This window comes from Streptomyces sp. NPDC001204, assembly GCF_053598035.1.
The window spans coordinates 220,086-233,537 of record NZ_JBSFJL010000008.1; the positions used below are offsets into that span (position 1 = coordinate 220,086).

Sequence of the window (13,452 nt, forward strand, 5' to 3'; positions counted from 1 at the left end):
GTCAGCGGCCCTTTCGCTGGAAGTCGGCCCAGAGGCCGCGGAGGATGAGCAAGCAGGCGGTGGCGCAGACGGCACCGATGGCGATGGCGACGGCGAACAGGGACGCGGCCAGGCCGACCGAGACGACCACGCCGCCGATCACCAGCCACTTCGTGGCGCTGAATTCGGGCCGCGCCGCGGGGGTCGGCGGGGTCTGCTGCTGCGCGAGGAGTTGCTGCGCGGCGAGGATCGCGGCGATCTGCCGCACCATCTCCGAGTTGTCGGCGGCCTCGACCGCGTCCCGGGATGCCTTCTCCAGGTTGCTCATCGGGCATCCCCTGCCAGCGGCATCGGCTGGATGCACCACTGCACCTCCGAGGCGGGGCAGTGGGTGCCGGGCCCGCCCTGGGTGAACCAGCCGTCGGGGTGCGCTCCATCGCGCTCGGCGGCCTTCTCGGCGGCTTCTCGGGTGCCGTGGACGCTGTGGAGCTCGCCGCGCTTGAGCACCACGAACACGCGCTGCGGCACGGCCGTCTTCCGGGTCGTGCGGAGCAGCATGCGCAGGGCGGCCCGGTCTTCGGTGTCGAGGAAGACCTGCGCGCGCAGCGTCTCCAGCTCGCCCTCGGTACGGCCGACGCTGGTAGCGGTGCGGGTGCGCAGGTCCTCGAGGGCGGTCTCCGCCCGGATCGCGGAGTCGGTGGCGGTCTCGGCTTCCTGCCGGTGCTGCTCTGTCTCGGCGCGGGCCGCCTCGGCGGCGGTCTCGGCGTCGGCGATGCCGGCGCGCAGAGCACGCAGGGTCCGGGTGCGAACGATGGCGATCATGCCGAGAACCTCCGAGTGAGAATGGGACGGGCTACGGCACCGAGGACGAACGCCACGAACAGGGGCGTCGACGCCAGCGCGGTGACCACTGCAAGGACCACTGCGGGGATCAGCGGAAGGGCCTGGGGGATGGTCAGCAGCGCCCCGATCAGGGCGCCGAGGATCAGCCACTTCATGACCGCTCACCTCCGACGATGTCGCGGCGCAGGTCGGTCGCTTCTCGACGCGACAGGCTGAGCTCGTCCTGAAGCGTCTTGATGGTCACCGGCCGGTTCGTTGACCTGACCGCCTCCCGGTTGATCCTGCGGGCTTCCCGGCGCAGGTCGGATGGGGTGCGGATGATCTGCTCGGTGACCACCTGCCGCCCGGCCTCAGCGGGCACTGTGTTGGCCACCCCCGGGAGATGCCCGGTGGTCGTCTGGTACGGGCTCTTGTCCGCCCACGGGGTCACCGTGGTGATCTCCGGGGTGACCAGCTTCTGGAGCTGATCGACGGGCACGTACCGCTCGGCGAAGTGGTCGAGTGCGTACTTCCGCACAGGCTCCTCGGTGACCGGCTCGGGCCGGGCCACGATCGGCAGCAGGCGGGCATCGGCGGGTACGACCTCGGGGCGCGGCCGGGCGGTGACCGGTGACACGATCGGCAGCAGCCGCACGCCCGCGGGCACCACCTCTGGACGGGGGGCGGGCGGAAGCTCGGGCCGTTCGTCGGCGACCCGCTCCACCGTGATCTCACTGGCCTTCCACGGGGAGGTCAGTTCGATGGTGGCGAGGGAGGCGGCGTGGCGGCGGGCGGCGAGCAGGTCGAGCAGCTTGTGCCGCTGCTCCTCGCTCGCACCGGCCTGCGCCTTGCCCACGGCCACGGACAGGCGACGGGCGACCCGGGCACGGCCGCGCTCTCCCGGCTTCATGTCGGCGAGCTTGGCGGCCAGGGCGACGGCCTTCACGGTGGCCCGGTCGCGGGTGATCTGCTCGGCGGTCCGGTCGCGGGTGGCCAGCCCGAGGCGGGACAGCAGCCGCTCCCGCAACTCGCGGGCGAGCAGGGCGGGCAGACTGCCCGACAGCCTGTCGGGCTGTCCGTGCCGCAGCTCGATCCCCATGGCCAGGTGCCACAGCAGGGCGGCGAGGATCGGGCCGACGACGGCGCGGACGGTGCCGCCGACGATGCCGGACTCGGAGTAGGCGGGGATCACCTGCACTCCGGTGATCAGCCACACGAGCATGCCGGGGGTGCCGGGCGCGCCCTGCGAGTTGAGGTTCTGCCGGGCCATCAGCGCGGTCGCGAAGAGGGCGAGTTCGGCCGCGGCGAACATGCCGACGCGCTCGGCGGTGCCGGCCATGTCGAGCCGGTGCTCGGCGAACCGCCAACTGGTGTCTGCGCTGTAGGCGGTGCAGGCCATCGCAGCGAGGGAGGCGACCAGCACGGCGGCCGGGGGACGGGCCGCGGCCTTACGGCCCGCACGGGCCGCCCACACGGTGGCGGTCAGCAGCAGCGCGGCAGCGATGCCGGCGGGGATGATGTGGGTCTGTGCCCATGTGGTGAGGGTGCTCACCGCTTCTTGTCCTCTCGGAACTCGGCGTATTCGCCGGGCGGGTAGATGTAGTTGGTCAGGGCGCCCTCGGCGGCCACTGCGGCAGCGCCCAGGGCGGCGACGGTGGCGGCCGTCGCGGTGTGCCCGTGGTTCGATGCCGCCTGCGCGAGGACGGACGCGGTCTGAGTGGCGCGGCGGCCTGAGGCGGGCGTGCCGTCGCTGGTGTTCATGGCGCCGTAGAGGGCGTCGCGGGCGCGGTCACGGATGCTCACGCGGCTACCTCCAGCCGTGATCGGTCCAGCAGCGGCCACAGCATCAGCAGCAGTCCGACCGGCAGCGCGTCGCCCTTGCGGAGGTTGCAGGGTCCGCAGGCGACGACCAGGTTGAAGCGCTGGTTCGTCGGCCAGAGGGTGTACGGCAGGTAGTGGTCGAAGGTGGCTTCGGTGGCGGGGTCGGTGAATGGGGCGCGGCAGTAGAAGCAGCGGCCGTTCTGCTCGGCGGCGATCCGGATGCGCTTGCGGCGGCCCTGGGCGCCGCGCATGTGTCCGTTGCGGTGGTGTCCCATCACTGACCACCCCGTGCGAGGAGTGCGGCCAGCTCGTCGGCCAGGTCGCGCAGCTGCTGCGCGTGGGCGGTGAGGGCGTCCGCGAACTCCCGGACGCCGGCCGGGTCGAGGGTCTGTCCGAGCAGGCTCAGGGAGACGCCCGGCAGGGTGCTGGACTCCTGGGAGTACGGGGCCTGTACGAGGCTGGCGACGCTGACCTCGCGGCCGTCGTGGCTGAGGGTGATGTCCGGGCCGCAGTGGAGGACGTCGGCCTTGAAGTGGGCCTCGTCCTCCCCGTGGCCGACGCACCACTCGGGCTCGTCGACCTCCAGGGCCTTGACGACGAGGACCTCGACGGTGGCGGTGCGGGGCTCGGTGCTCACTGGCCTTCACCCCGGGCGCGGTTCTCGGCGTGGCTGAGCTGGGACGGGGTGGTGCGCGGATCGTCGAGCCAGCAGAACGGGCGGATGGTGTCGGCGGCCTTGAAGACGCGGATGGCCGCGCCCTCCGGGGCGTCGGGCAGCGGGTAGACCCGGCCGCTGGCCAGGGAGGCGAGCAGGCGGGCACCGTGGTGTTCACAGCCGTCTGCGCCCGCGTTCTGCGCGTCCAGCACGGTGACGACGACCGGGCCGCGGCACGGCGTCGGGTCCTCCGGGTGGGCGGCCGGGCAGCGCTGGTCACCGCCGGGGGTACCCGTCAGCGTGTACCCCTTCTCGTCGGTGTCGACGGCGCGGAGCAGGATCCGCAGGGACTCCCGGATCGCGCCGTGCGCCTGGTTCAGGGCGAACAGGTCGCCGTGGTCCACGTCCGCGTACGCGGCGAGCATGTCCCGGGCGACCTTGACGGCGGCGGAGAGCTCGGACGAGTCGGAGCGGATCTCGTTGGCGGCGGCCACGGCGCCCACCGCGGGGGTGGGCGCCTGCTCGGCCTTACGGGCGTTCACGCGCTGGCCTTGACGGTGTGGATGTGCTGGAGGACGTCGGGGACCTGGGTGCGGATGGCGGCCGGGTTGGCGCCTCGGTTCAGCGCGTCCGTCAGCAGCTCGAAGACGTGGCCGTAGTCGTGGCCGGCCTCGGCGCGGGCGTGCTCCACCACGACGTACGCCGATACCCGGTCGGTGACGTCGGGGAGCAGCGTCTCGGCGAGGCCGGGGGCGGTGCCCATGGTGGTGAAGACCTGGGGCATGACCTGGGGCAGGGCGTCGGCGATGTTGTTGAGGGTGGCGGCCGGGTTGGGGTTCTTGGTGGCTTCGGCGTGGATCTGGGCGGCGACGTAGACGGCGGCGGCCTGGTGGGTGGCGCGGTCGGTGGCGGCCTGCTCGGTCGGCGGCTGGGCGGTGCGCACGGTGTAGGGGAGGTGGCCGGCCGTGCCGAGGGCGACGGCGGGAACGCGGGCGCGGGTGCGGTTCGTCATGGCGTGCGCTCCGATCAGGCGGCGAGGGCCGCGGAGACGGCCGGGGCGGCGGACTGGTCGGCGACGCGCTCGACCTTCAGCGAGGGAGCGCACGGCTTCATCGGCACGGGGCCCAGGCCGTGGGCCTTGAACAGGCGGGTGATCTCGGCGAGGTCGGGGGTCGTCCGGGACGACGGGGTGCGGAAGATCCGGAAGGTGCCGTAGATGCCGGCGGGGAGGCGGTCGAGGATCTTCTTCGCGGCGCGCTTGCCGCGGTCGGCGCGGCGGGCCTGGTCGGCGGCGCGCTCGTACTCGGCGGCGGCGGCCTCGATCGTCTCGGTGGCGGGGATCTCGTCGGGCTCGTACAGGCCGGCCGGGTCCGGGGCCTCGACGACCGCGGGCTCCTCGGCGGGCGCGGTGGGGGCGATGGAGCGGACGGCGTCGGCGGCCGTCTCGATGAGGGTCCCGATCAGGCCGCGAACGGTACGGGCGGTCCGGAAAGACGTGAGAAGCTGAACCACAGCGGGTCTCCTGTTGCGTCAGGTTGATCCGTCAGGCCCTCGGTCGGTGCTCCAACACCGCCGGGGGCCGCTTACATAAGAAGCGTCTCAGTTCAGGAATCGACCTGGCCGTGGCCTGCGCGGTGCTCGGCGCCGCCGAACGGATCGATCCCCGCGTGCTCGCCGACATCGTGATGATCGGGGAGCTCGGCCTGGACGGGCGGGTGCGTCCGGTCAGGGGCATCCTGCCGGCGGTGCTGGCCGCCGCAGACGCCGGGTACGAGCAGGTGGTCGTGCCCGAGTGCGCCGCCGCCGAGGCCTCGCTGGTGCCCGGCGTCTCCGTCCTCGGTGTCCGCAGTCTGCGCCAGCTCATCGCGGTGCTGACCGACGAGCCGGTGCCCGAGGAGGAACCGGACGAGCAGGGACGACCGGACCCGCTGCTGGCCGGCCTGCGCCTGCCCGGCACGGGCGCGGCCGCCGGAATGCACAGCGTGGGCGCCGCCCAGCAGGACCAGGGGCACGACCTCGCCGACGTCGTCGGCCAGGTGTCGGCCCGCACGGCGGTGGAGGTCGCCGCGGCCGGGGCGCACCACCTGTTCCTCGAAGGGCCGCCGGGCGCGGGCAAGACCATGCTCGCCGAGCGGCTGCCCGCCCTGCTGCCCCGTCTCGCCCGGGAGGAGTCCCTGGAGGTCACGGCGATCCACTCGGTGGCCGGACTCCTGCCGCCGGGCAGACCGCTGATCGACCTCGCCCCCTACTGCGCCCCGCACCACTCGGCCACCATGCAGGCCCTCGTCGGCGGCGGCCCGGGCGTCGCCAGGCCGGGGGCGGTGTCGCTCGCCCATCGGGGCGTGCTCTTCCTGGACGAGACCCCGGAGTTCAGCAGCCACGCGCTCGACGCCCTGCGCCAGCCGCTGGAGGCGGGCCACGTGGTGATCGCCCGTAGCGCCGGGGTGGTGCGGTTCCCGGCGAAGTTCCTGATGGTGCTCGCGGCCAACCCGTGCCCCTGCGGCCGGTTCTCGCTGCGGGACACCCTGTGCGAGTGCCCGCCCTCGATGGTCCGCCGCTACCAGGCCAGGCTGTCCGGGCCGCTGCTCGACCGGGTCGACCTGCGGGTGGAGGTGGACCCGGTCACCCGCTCCGAACTCACCCGGCGCGACGCCCGGGGCGAGGCCACGGCGGCGGTGGCCGACCGGGTGCGGGCCGCCAGGGAACGCGCGTCCGCCCGGCTCGCGGGCACACCCTGGCGGACCAACAGCGAGGTGCCCGGCCGCGAGCTGCGCAGCCGCTGGCACACGGTGGCCGGCGCGATGGACGAGGCCGAGCGCGGCCTGGAGCGGGGCGTCCTCACCGCGCGCGGACTGGACCGGGTGCTGCGGGTCGCCTGGACGGTCGCGGACCTCGCCGGCCACGACCGGCCCGACGAGTCGGACGTCGCCCTGGCGCTGCAACTGCGCACCGGAGTGCCACGAGGCGTGCCCATGGCCATCGGGGCGCCGGCGTGAACGCCACCCGGGCCCCCGACCGCGAGCTGCTCGCCCGGGTCCTCCTCAGCCGCGTCATCGAGCCCGGGGACGAGGCCGGCGGGCGATGGCTGCGGGAGCTCGGGGCGGTGGAGGTGGCGCGGCGGCTGCTGGACGGCTCTCCTCGGCTCGCCGGGGTTTCCGGCAAGCGGTGGGCGGGCCTGTGCGCCCGGGCGGCGCGGGCCGAGCCCGAACGGGACCTCGCCGCGGCCGGGGAGGCCGGTGTGCGGTTCGTACGCCCCGGGGACACCGAGTGGCCCGCGCAGCTCGACGACCTCGGCGACGCGCGGCCCACCGGACTGTGGGTGCGCGGCCGGCCCAGCCTGCGGATATGGGTGCTGCGCTCGGTGGCGGTCGTCGGCGCCCGGGCCTGCACCCAGTACGGCGCCCACATGGCCGCGGCCCTCGCCTCCGGCCTCGCCGAGCGCGGCTGGGTGGTGGTCTCCGGCGGCGCCTACGGAGTCGACGGCGCCGCCCACCGCGGCGCCCTCGCCGCGGGCGGAGCCACCGTCGCCGTCCTGGCCTGCGGCGTCGACCGGCCCTATCCACGCGGGCACACCGAGTTGATCACCAGGATCGCCCAGCAGGGCCTGGTGGTCGGCGAACTGCCGCCCGGTGACCACCCCACGCCGAGCCGGTTCATCGTCCGCAACCGAGTGATCGCGGCGCTCACCCGGGGCACCGTGGTGGTCGAGGCCGCCCACCGCAGCGGATCGCTGGTCACCGCGCGGGCGGCGCAGCGGCTGGGACGGCACACCATGGGGGTGCCCGGCCCGGCCACCAGCGCGCTCTCCGCCGGTGTCCACGAGCTCCTGCGCGGCGGGGCGGTGCTGGTCGGCGACGCCGCGGAAGTCGTCGAACTGGTCGGCGACATGGGTGAACTCGCCCCGGACCGGCGCGGTCCCGTACTCCCGCGCGACCTGCTGGAACCGGACGCCCGGCAGGTTCTGGCCGCGTTGCCGGCACGCGGCGCGGCGACGCCGGACGAGATCGCCCGCGACGCCCGGACGACCGAGGACGACGCGATCGCGAAACTGTACGAACTCCAGTCACTGGGGTACGTCGAACGACATGGCGAGGGATGGAAGTTGACACGCCAGGCGCTGATCTCGGCCCGGGAGGGCCGCGAGCGGTGCTGACCGAGAGTGCTCGGCCGTCCGGGGGAGGCCCGACGCCGGTGGGGATTCCCGCAGTTGAACGCTGTCGCGGTCACCGAGGGTGACGTGCGTGACCCGGCGGGGCGCATCGCGGAACGAATCTGCGCACGCTTCACGCCCCGCCGTTCGCGCACTGCGACACATCAGTCACGCTACGCTCACGTGGTTCCGACCACAGAAGCGACTTCAGACCGACAACTCACTCAGGTGCCTGCATTCCAGGGCAGAACGACACAAGGCGACGAATGTCCCAGCACACCTCCGGGCCCGACCGGGCGGCGATCCCCCAAGCCGCCCGTGACGGTGGCAGCGTGCGGCCGCCCGCTCCTTCGACGCTCGAGGAGCTGTGGCGGTCGTACAAGGCGACGGGGGACGAGCGGCTGCGGGAGCAGCTGATCCTGCACTACTCGCCGCTGGTGAAGTACGTGGCGGGACGAGTGAGCGTCGGCCTGCCGCCCAACGTGGAGCAGGCCGATTTCGTCTCCTCCGGGGTCTTCGGGCTCATCGACGCGATCGAGAAGTTCGACATCGAGCGGGAGATCAAGTTCGAGACCTACGCGATCACCCGGATCCGGGGCGCGATGATCGACGAGCTGCGGGCGCTGGACTGGATCCCCCGCTCGGTCCGGCAGAAGGCGCGGAACGTGGAGCGGGCGTACGCGACCCTGGAGGCCCGGCTGCGGCGGACGCCGTCGGAGGTCGAAGTGGCCGCCGAGATGGGCGTCGCGGTCGACGAACTGCACGCTGTTTTCAGCCAGTTGTCGCTGGCCAACGTGGTGGCGCTGGAGGAGCTGCTGCACGTCGGCGGTGATGGCGGGGACCGGCTGAGCCTGATGGACACGCTGGAGGACACCGCCGCCGACAACCCGGTGGAGGTGGCCGAGGACCGGGAGCTGCGCACGTTCCTGGCCCGGGCGATCAACACGCTGCCCGAGCGGGAGAAGACGGTCGTGATGCTCTACTACTACGAGGGCCTCACGCTCGCCGAGATCGGCAATGTGCTCGGTGTGACCGAGAGCCGGGTCAGTCAGATCCACACCAAATCGGTGCTCCAGCTGCGCGCGAAGCTGGCGAGCTTCGGGCGCTGACCCGGGTGGAGTCCCTCCCGGTCCGGGTGGCGCGTCCGTAAAGTGGTCGACGTGCCAAGGATTCGAGCGGCCTCCGTGGCCGAGCACCGGTCGATGCAGCGAGCCGCCCTGCTGGACGCGGCGCGGACCCTGCTGTCCGAGGGCGGGACGGAGGCGCTGACCTTCCCGGCCCTGGCCGAGCGGACGGGGCTCGCGCGGTCGTCGGTGTACGAGTATTTCCGGTCGCGGGCGGCCGTGGTCGAGGAGCTGTGCGAGGTCGACTTCCCTGTATGGGCCGCGGAGGTCGAGGCCGCGATGGCCTGCGCCGACGGGCCTGCGGCCAAGGTCGAGGCGTATGTGCGCAAGCAACTGGAGCTGGTCGGGGACCGGCGGCACCGAGCCGTCGTGGCGATCTCGGCGAGTGAGCTGGACGCCGGCGCCCGGGAGAAGATCCGCGCGGCTCACGGCGGGCTCGTCGCCATGATCGTGGAGGCGCTGGGAGAGCTGGGGCACGAGCAGCCGCGGCTGGCGGCGATACTGCTTCAGGGCGTGGTGGACGCGGCGGTGCGGCGGATCGAACTGGGTGCCGCTGAGGATCCGGCGGTCATCGCCGAAGCCGCGATGGGAATGGCACTGCGCGGCGTCTGCGGCTGACGCCGGCGGAGGCCGGGGGGCAGGGACCGGACCGGGATCGCAGGAGGGCGCCGGCCTCGCGCCGGGGGGCGGGAGACGACCCGTCCCACGGTTGGGGCCGGGAGGTGCTCTCGCCCCAGGGTTGGGGGCTGGAGACGCGCCCGCCCATCGGTTGGGAGCAGGAGACGCGCTCTCCGCACGGCCGGGGGCAGGTGGCAGGCCCGTCTCACGGTTGGGGGCAGGTGGCACGCCCGCCCCAGGGTTGGGGGCTGGAGACGCGCCCGCCCCCGGCTAGGGCAGCGGCACCCCCAGCACCGGTAGCAGTCTCGTCGGTCCGTTCAGGAGCCACGGCGGGAGCAGGAGGAGCGGGTTCAGATAGGTCTTGTCGCGCAGCAGGCCCCAGTGGACGCACGGGCCTCCGCAGTGTCTGCCTGTCTCCTCCACGGTGCCGATGACCTCGCCCGCCGCCACCTCGTCGCCCTGCTTCACCGACGCCCGCACCGGCTCGTACGTCGTCCGCAGCGGTGGGTCGCCGGTGCCCGTCAACTCGACCGACACCACGCCTCTGCCGGCCACCGGGCCCGCGAAGAACACCCGCCCCGCCGCCACCGACCGAACCGGCGCGCCCGGCGACGCGCCCAGGTCCACGCCCCGGTGCCCAGGCCCGTAGACCGTCGCCGGAGGATCCCAGCCGCGCAGCACCCCGGGGCGTACCCCCACCGGCCACACCCGGCCCACGGCCGGCACCGGCGGATCCCCTTCGCCGGAGCCGGAGCCGGAGCCGGAGCCGGGATCAGGGCCAGGGCCGGGAGCAGGGCCGGGAACGGGACCGGGATCCGGAACGGGGCCGGGGTCAGGTCCGGCCGACGTGGCGGGGCCGTCGTCCGCCCAGATCGCCCACGCCGCCGAGCTCATCGGCACCGCCGAGGCCACGAGCGCCACCAGCGCCAAAGAGGCCGCCACCGCCGTCGCCCACCCGGTCAGCAGCCCTCGCCGGGGGCCGACGGCCCATCGCATCGCACGCGTCTCAACCATGCGCCCACCGTCCCGCACCCCCGCCGACGGCGGCCGAACCTGTGGACAACTCACCGATTGTGGACAGCGGCGTCACCCGGCGCCCCGCGGGTCCCGTACACTTCTGGTGGCGACCCGGGTCACCGGGTCGACTTCGCACGCCCCGACACCCGGACCGGAGACGGCCGGTGTCAGCGCCCCTCGGTCCCTCGTGGCACGGCGCAACAGGGCGTCAGGCGCGGAAGCCGTCCGGCATCCGCGGCACAACCGAGAAACTCAAGGAGTACGGCCATGGCCGTCGTCACGATGCGGGAGCTGCTGGAGAGCGGCGTCCACTTCGGTCACCAGACCCGCCGTTGGAACCCGAAGATGAAGCGCTTCATCTTCACCGAGCGCAACGGCATCTACATCATCGACCTGCTCCAGTCGCTGTCGTACATCGACCGCGCCTACGAGTTCGTCAAGGAGACCGTCGCCCACGGCGGCACGGTCATGTTCGTCGGCACGAAGAAGCAGGCGCAGGAGGCCATCGCCGAGCAGGCCACCCGCGTCGGCATGCCCTACGTCAACCAGCGCTGGCTGGGCGGCATGCTCACCAACTTCTCGACCGTCTACAAGCGCCTGCAGCGTCTGAAGGAGCTTGAGCAGATCGACTTCGAGGACGTCGCGTCCTCCGGTCTGACCAAGAAGGAGCTCCTGGTCCTCTCCCGCGAGAAGGCCAAGCTGGAGAAGACCCTCGGCGGTATCCGCGAGATGCAGAAGGTGCCCAGCGCCGTCTGGATCGTGGACACCAAGAAGGAGCACATCGCGGTCGGCGAGGCCCGCAAGCTCAACATCCCGGTCGTCGCCATCCTCGACACCAACTGCGACCCCGACGAGGTCGACTACAAGATCCCGGGCAACGACGACGCGATCCGCTCCGTCACCCTGCTCACCCGCGTGATCGCCGACGCGGTCGCCGAGGGCCTCATCGCCCGCTCCGGTGTCGCCACCGAGGGCAAGGGCGAGAAGGCCGCGGGCGAGCCGCTCGCCGAGTGGGAGCGCGACCTGCTCGAGGGCGAGAAGAAGGCCGAGGAGGCCCCGGCCGCGGAGGCTCCCGCCGCCGAGGCTCCGGCTGCCGAGGCTCCGGCTGCCGAGGCTCCGGCTGCCGAGGCTCCGGCTGCCGAGGCTCCGGCCGCTGAGACTCCGGCTGCCGAGGGCGAGCAGGCCTGACCCGTCAGCGCCAGCGTTGACGGCGGGAGCGGCGACATGAAGTCCGCTCCCGCCGTTCACCCGTAGGTCAGCACAGAGTCGGGCATCTGCATCTACATGTAGATCGCAGACCGTGCAGATCTTCGATCCTCCAGACTTCGAGAAAGATTCACAGACTCATGGCGAACTACACCGCCGCTGACGTCAAGAAGCTCCGCGAGCTCACCGGCGCCGGCATGATGGACTGCAAGAAGGCGCTGGACGAGGCCGAGGGCAACGTCGAGAAGGCCGTCGAGGCGCTCCGTATCAAGGGCCAGAAGGGCGTCGCCAAGCGCGAGGGCCGCTCCGCCGAGAACGGCGCCGTGGTCTCGATCATCGCCGACGACAACTCCTCCGGTGTCCTCGTCGAGCTGAAGTGCGAGACGGACTTCGTCGCCAAGGGCGAGAAGTTCCAGGCCGTCGCCCGCGCGCTCGCCGAGCACGTCGCCAAGACCTCCCCGGCCGACCTCGAGGCCCTGCTCGCCTCCGAGATCGAGGCCGGCAAGACCGTCCAGGCGTTCGTGGACGAGGCCAACGCCAACCTCGGCGAGAAGATCGTCCTGGACCGCTTCGCGCAGTTCTCCGACGGCTTCGTGACCGCGTACATGCACCGCACGATGCCCGACCTGCCCCCGCAGATCGGTGTCCTCGTCGAGCTCGACAAGCCGAACGCCGAGGTCGCCAAGGGCGTCGCCCAGCACATCGCCGCCTTCGCGCCGAAGTACCTCGCCAAGGAGGACGTGCCGGCCGACATCGTCGAGTCCGAGCGTCGCGTCGCCGAGGAGACCACCCGCGCCGAGGGCAAGCCCGAGGCCGCGATCGCCAAGATCGTCGAGGGTCGTCTGAACGGCTTCTTCAAGGACGCGACGCTGCTCGGCCAGCCCTACGCCCTGGACAACAAGAAGTCGGTCCAGAAGGTCCTGGACGAGGCCGGTGTCACCCTGAAGCGCTTCACGCGCATCAAGGTCGGCATCTGAGTCCAAGGTCCGTACCGCGACGGACCCCCGACCCCGATAGGGTCGACAGCAGTCGTCCACGTCGCTCGTGTGTGCAGCCACGCACACGCGTGTGACGGACGGCAGCAGATCTGACGAGGAGGCCATTGCCGCTGCATGGGATGCGAAACACGCCCCACCGGCAATGGCCTTCTTCGCATGTGCACCACGTATAACAAAGGCGGGATCTCATGACCACCAAGGCCCAGAAGAGCGACGACGGCAAAGTACCCGGCCGGTTTCTGCTGAAGCTGTCCGGAGAGGCCTTCTCCGGCGGCGGGGGCCTGGGCGTCGACCCGGACGTGGTGCACGCCATCGCCCGTGAGATCGCGGCCGTCGTACGCGACGGCGCGCAGATCGCGGTCGTGATCGGCGGCGGCAACTTCTTCCGCGGTGCCGAACTCCAGCAGCGCGGCATGGACCGCGCCCGCTCGGACTACATGGGCATGCTCGGCACCGTGATGAACTGCCTCGCCCTGCAGGACTTCCTGGAGAAGGAAGGCATCGACAGCCGGGTCCAGACCGCCATCACCATGGGCCAGGTCGCCGAGCCGTACATCCCGCTGCGCGCCGTGCGTCACCTGGAGAAGGGCCGCGTGGTCATCTTCGGTGCCGGTATGGGCATGCCGTACTTCTCCACCGACACCACCGCCGCCCAGCGCGCCCTGGAGATCGACGCCGAGGCGCTGCTCATGGGGAAGAACGGCGTGGACGGGGTTTACGACTCCGACCCGAAGGCCAACCCGGACGCCGTGAAGTTCGACTCCCTCGGCTACGGGGAGGTCATCACGCGGGACCTGAAGGTCGCCGACGCGACGGCGATCACGCTGTGCCGTGACAACAAGCTCCCGATAGTCGTCTTCGAGCTCCTGAAGGAGGGCAATATCGCCCGCGCCGTCAAGGGTGAGAAGATCGGCACGCTTGTGGGTGACCAGGGCAGCCGGGACTGACCGGCGGCCCCCGCACCGCGGGAAGCCGGAAAGGTACCTGTCCGGGCGACGGACGGGACGGACCCTGGCCGGGGGATGGACAATGTCCTGCCGGTCGGGAACCGTGCAGGAAGAA

The 13,452-nt window shown here is 72.3% G+C and carries 17 protein-coding genes and 1 pseudogene; 7 read left to right on the forward strand and 11 right to left on the reverse strand.

Annotated elements, in window-relative coordinates; all coding sequences use genetic code 11:
- Position 1: 1 nt before the first annotated feature.
- The 10 genes from ACWC91_RS14380 to ACWC91_RS14425 are packed head-to-tail and all read right to left on the reverse strand — an operon-like array spanning position 2 to position 4,789.
- Positions 2-307 carry a hypothetical protein gene (locus ACWC91_RS14380; protein WP_450642455.1) on the reverse strand — a complete coding sequence of 102 codons (306 nt, stop codon included), beginning with the start codon at positions 305-307 and terminating at the stop codon, positions 2-4.
- Positions 304-801 (reverse strand): hypothetical protein, encoded by a 498-nt coding sequence (locus ACWC91_RS14385; RefSeq protein WP_450642454.1) that lies wholly within the window; start codon positions 799-801, stop codon positions 304-306. The genes ACWC91_RS14380 and ACWC91_RS14385 overlap by 4 nt, the downstream gene beginning before the upstream one ends.
- Positions 798-977: a hypothetical protein gene (locus ACWC91_RS14390; protein WP_450642453.1), complete on the reverse strand. Its 180-nt coding sequence runs from the start codon at positions 975-977 to the stop codon at positions 798-800. Before ACWC91_RS14390 ends, ACWC91_RS14385 begins: the two co-directional genes overlap by 4 nt.
- Entirely contained in the window at positions 974-2,353 is a 1,380-nt protein-coding gene (locus ACWC91_RS14395; RefSeq protein ID WP_450642451.1) for a hypothetical protein, read from the reverse strand. Before ACWC91_RS14395 ends, ACWC91_RS14390 begins: the two co-directional genes overlap by 4 nt.
- A complete protein-coding gene (locus ACWC91_RS14400) occupies positions 2,350-2,604 on the reverse strand; it encodes a hypothetical protein (RefSeq protein ID WP_450642450.1) in 255 nt (84 codons plus the stop codon). The genes ACWC91_RS14395 and ACWC91_RS14400 overlap by 4 nt, the downstream gene beginning before the upstream one ends.
- On the reverse strand, positions 2,601-2,897 hold the full coding sequence (locus ACWC91_RS14405; RefSeq protein WP_450642448.1) for an HNH endonuclease: 297 nt from the start codon (positions 2,895-2,897) through the stop codon (positions 2,601-2,603). Before ACWC91_RS14405 ends, ACWC91_RS14400 begins: the two co-directional genes overlap by 4 nt.
- The gene (locus ACWC91_RS14410) at positions 2,897-3,259 is read right to left on the reverse strand and encodes a DUF6907 domain-containing protein (protein ID WP_450642446.1); all 363 of its coding nucleotides are present in this window, start codon (positions 3,257-3,259) and stop codon (positions 2,897-2,899) included. Before ACWC91_RS14410 ends, ACWC91_RS14405 begins: the two co-directional genes overlap by 1 nt.
- Positions 3,256-3,819: a hypothetical protein gene (locus ACWC91_RS14415; RefSeq protein WP_450642445.1), complete on the reverse strand. Its 564-nt coding sequence runs from the start codon at positions 3,817-3,819 to the stop codon at positions 3,256-3,258. Before ACWC91_RS14415 ends, ACWC91_RS14410 begins: the two co-directional genes overlap by 4 nt.
- A complete protein-coding gene (locus ACWC91_RS14420) occupies positions 3,816-4,289 on the reverse strand; it encodes a hypothetical protein (RefSeq protein ID WP_450642444.1) in 474 nt (157 codons plus the stop codon). Before ACWC91_RS14420 ends, ACWC91_RS14415 begins: the two co-directional genes overlap by 4 nt.
- Before the next feature lie 14 nt (positions 4,290-4,303).
- Positions 4,304-4,789 (reverse strand): hypothetical protein, encoded by a 486-nt coding sequence (locus ACWC91_RS14425; protein WP_450642442.1) that lies wholly within the window; start codon positions 4,787-4,789, stop codon positions 4,304-4,306.
- 83 nt (positions 4,790-4,872) lie between these two features.
- Here ACWC91_RS14425 and ACWC91_RS14430 point away from each other — a divergent pair.
- The 4 genes and pseudogenes from ACWC91_RS14430 to ACWC91_RS14445 form a co-directional block, all read left to right on the forward strand.
- Positions 4,873-6,273, forward strand: a pseudogene (locus ACWC91_RS14430) (YifB family Mg chelatase-like AAA ATPase); the annotation flags it as partial.
- Complete coding sequence (gene dprA, locus ACWC91_RS14435) at positions 6,270-7,430, forward strand: DNA-processing protein DprA (RefSeq protein WP_225079363.1); 1,161 nt, start codon at positions 6,270-6,272, stop codon at positions 7,428-7,430. The pseudogene ACWC91_RS14430 and the gene dprA, both read left to right, overlap by 4 nt.
- Positions 7,431-7,693: 263 nt before the next feature.
- Positions 7,694-8,536 carry an RNA polymerase sigma factor WhiG gene (whiG, locus tag ACWC91_RS14440; RefSeq protein WP_225079362.1) on the forward strand — a complete coding sequence of 281 codons (843 nt, stop codon included), beginning with the start codon at positions 7,694-7,696 and terminating at the stop codon, positions 8,534-8,536.
- A 75-nt stretch (positions 8,537-8,611) separates the two neighbouring features.
- Positions 8,612-9,169, forward strand: coding sequence for a TetR/AcrR family transcriptional regulator (locus tag ACWC91_RS14445; RefSeq protein ID WP_376501857.1), 558 nt, complete (start codon positions 8,612-8,614; stop codon positions 9,167-9,169).
- Positions 9,170-9,439: 270 nt separating this feature from the next.
- Here ACWC91_RS14445 and ACWC91_RS14450 read toward each other — a convergent pair whose 3' ends face one another.
- The gene (locus ACWC91_RS14450) at positions 9,440-9,895 is read right to left on the reverse strand and encodes a murein hydrolase activator EnvC family protein (protein ID WP_374114062.1); all 456 of its coding nucleotides are present in this window, start codon (positions 9,893-9,895) and stop codon (positions 9,440-9,442) included.
- A 558-nt stretch (positions 9,896-10,453) separates the two neighbouring features.
- On the opposite strand from ACWC91_RS14450, the gene rpsB reads away from it, so the two are divergent.
- The 3 genes from rpsB (at position 10,454) to pyrH (ending at position 13,337) form a co-directional block, all read left to right on the forward strand.
- Positions 10,454-11,374 carry a 30S ribosomal protein S2 gene (rpsB, locus tag ACWC91_RS14455; protein WP_450642440.1) on the forward strand — a complete coding sequence of 307 codons (921 nt, stop codon included), beginning with the start codon at positions 10,454-10,456 and terminating at the stop codon, positions 11,372-11,374.
- Between the two features lie 158 nt (positions 11,375-11,532).
- Positions 11,533-12,369: a translation elongation factor Ts gene (gene tsf / locus ACWC91_RS14460; protein ID WP_141357909.1), complete on the forward strand. Its 837-nt coding sequence runs from the start codon at positions 11,533-11,535 to the stop codon at positions 12,367-12,369.
- A 209-nt stretch (positions 12,370-12,578) separates the two neighbouring features.
- Positions 12,579-13,337: a UMP kinase gene (gene pyrH, locus ACWC91_RS14465; protein WP_225079359.1), complete on the forward strand. Its 759-nt coding sequence runs from the start codon at positions 12,579-12,581 to the stop codon at positions 13,335-13,337.
- Positions 13,338-13,452 lie beyond the last annotated feature (115 nt).

Excerpts from the sequence above, each read along its gene's own strand:
- ACWC91_RS14380 (WP_450642455.1), bottom strand. The coding sequence starts at position 307 with ATGAGCAACCTGGAGAAGGCATCCCGGGACGCGGTCGAGGCCGCCGAC.
- ACWC91_RS14385 (WP_450642454.1), bottom strand. The coding sequence starts at position 801 with ATGATCGCCATCGTTCGCACCCGGACCCTGCGTGCTCTGCGCGCCGGC.
- ACWC91_RS14390 (WP_450642453.1), bottom strand. The coding sequence starts at position 977 with ATGAAGTGGCTGATCCTCGGCGCCCTGATCGGGGCGCTGCTGACCATC.
- ACWC91_RS14405 (WP_450642448.1), bottom strand. The coding sequence starts at position 2,897 with ATGGGACACCACCGCAACGGACACATGCGCGGCGCCCAGGGCCGCCGC.
- ACWC91_RS14420 (WP_450642444.1), bottom strand. The coding sequence starts at position 4,289 with ATGACGAACCGCACCCGCGCCCGCGTTCCCGCCGTCGCCCTCGGCACG.
- whiG (WP_225079362.1), top strand. The coding sequence starts at position 7,694 with ATGTCCCAGCACACCTCCGGGCCCGACCGGGCGGCGATCCCCCAAGCC.
- rpsB (WP_450642440.1), top strand. The coding sequence starts at position 10,454 with ATGGCCGTCGTCACGATGCGGGAGCTGCTGGAGAGCGGCGTCCACTTC.
- tsf (WP_141357909.1), top strand. The coding sequence starts at position 11,533 with ATGGCGAACTACACCGCCGCTGACGTCAAGAAGCTCCGCGAGCTCACC.
- pyrH (WP_225079359.1), top strand. The coding sequence starts at position 12,579 with ATGACCACCAAGGCCCAGAAGAGCGACGACGGCAAAGTACCCGGCCGG.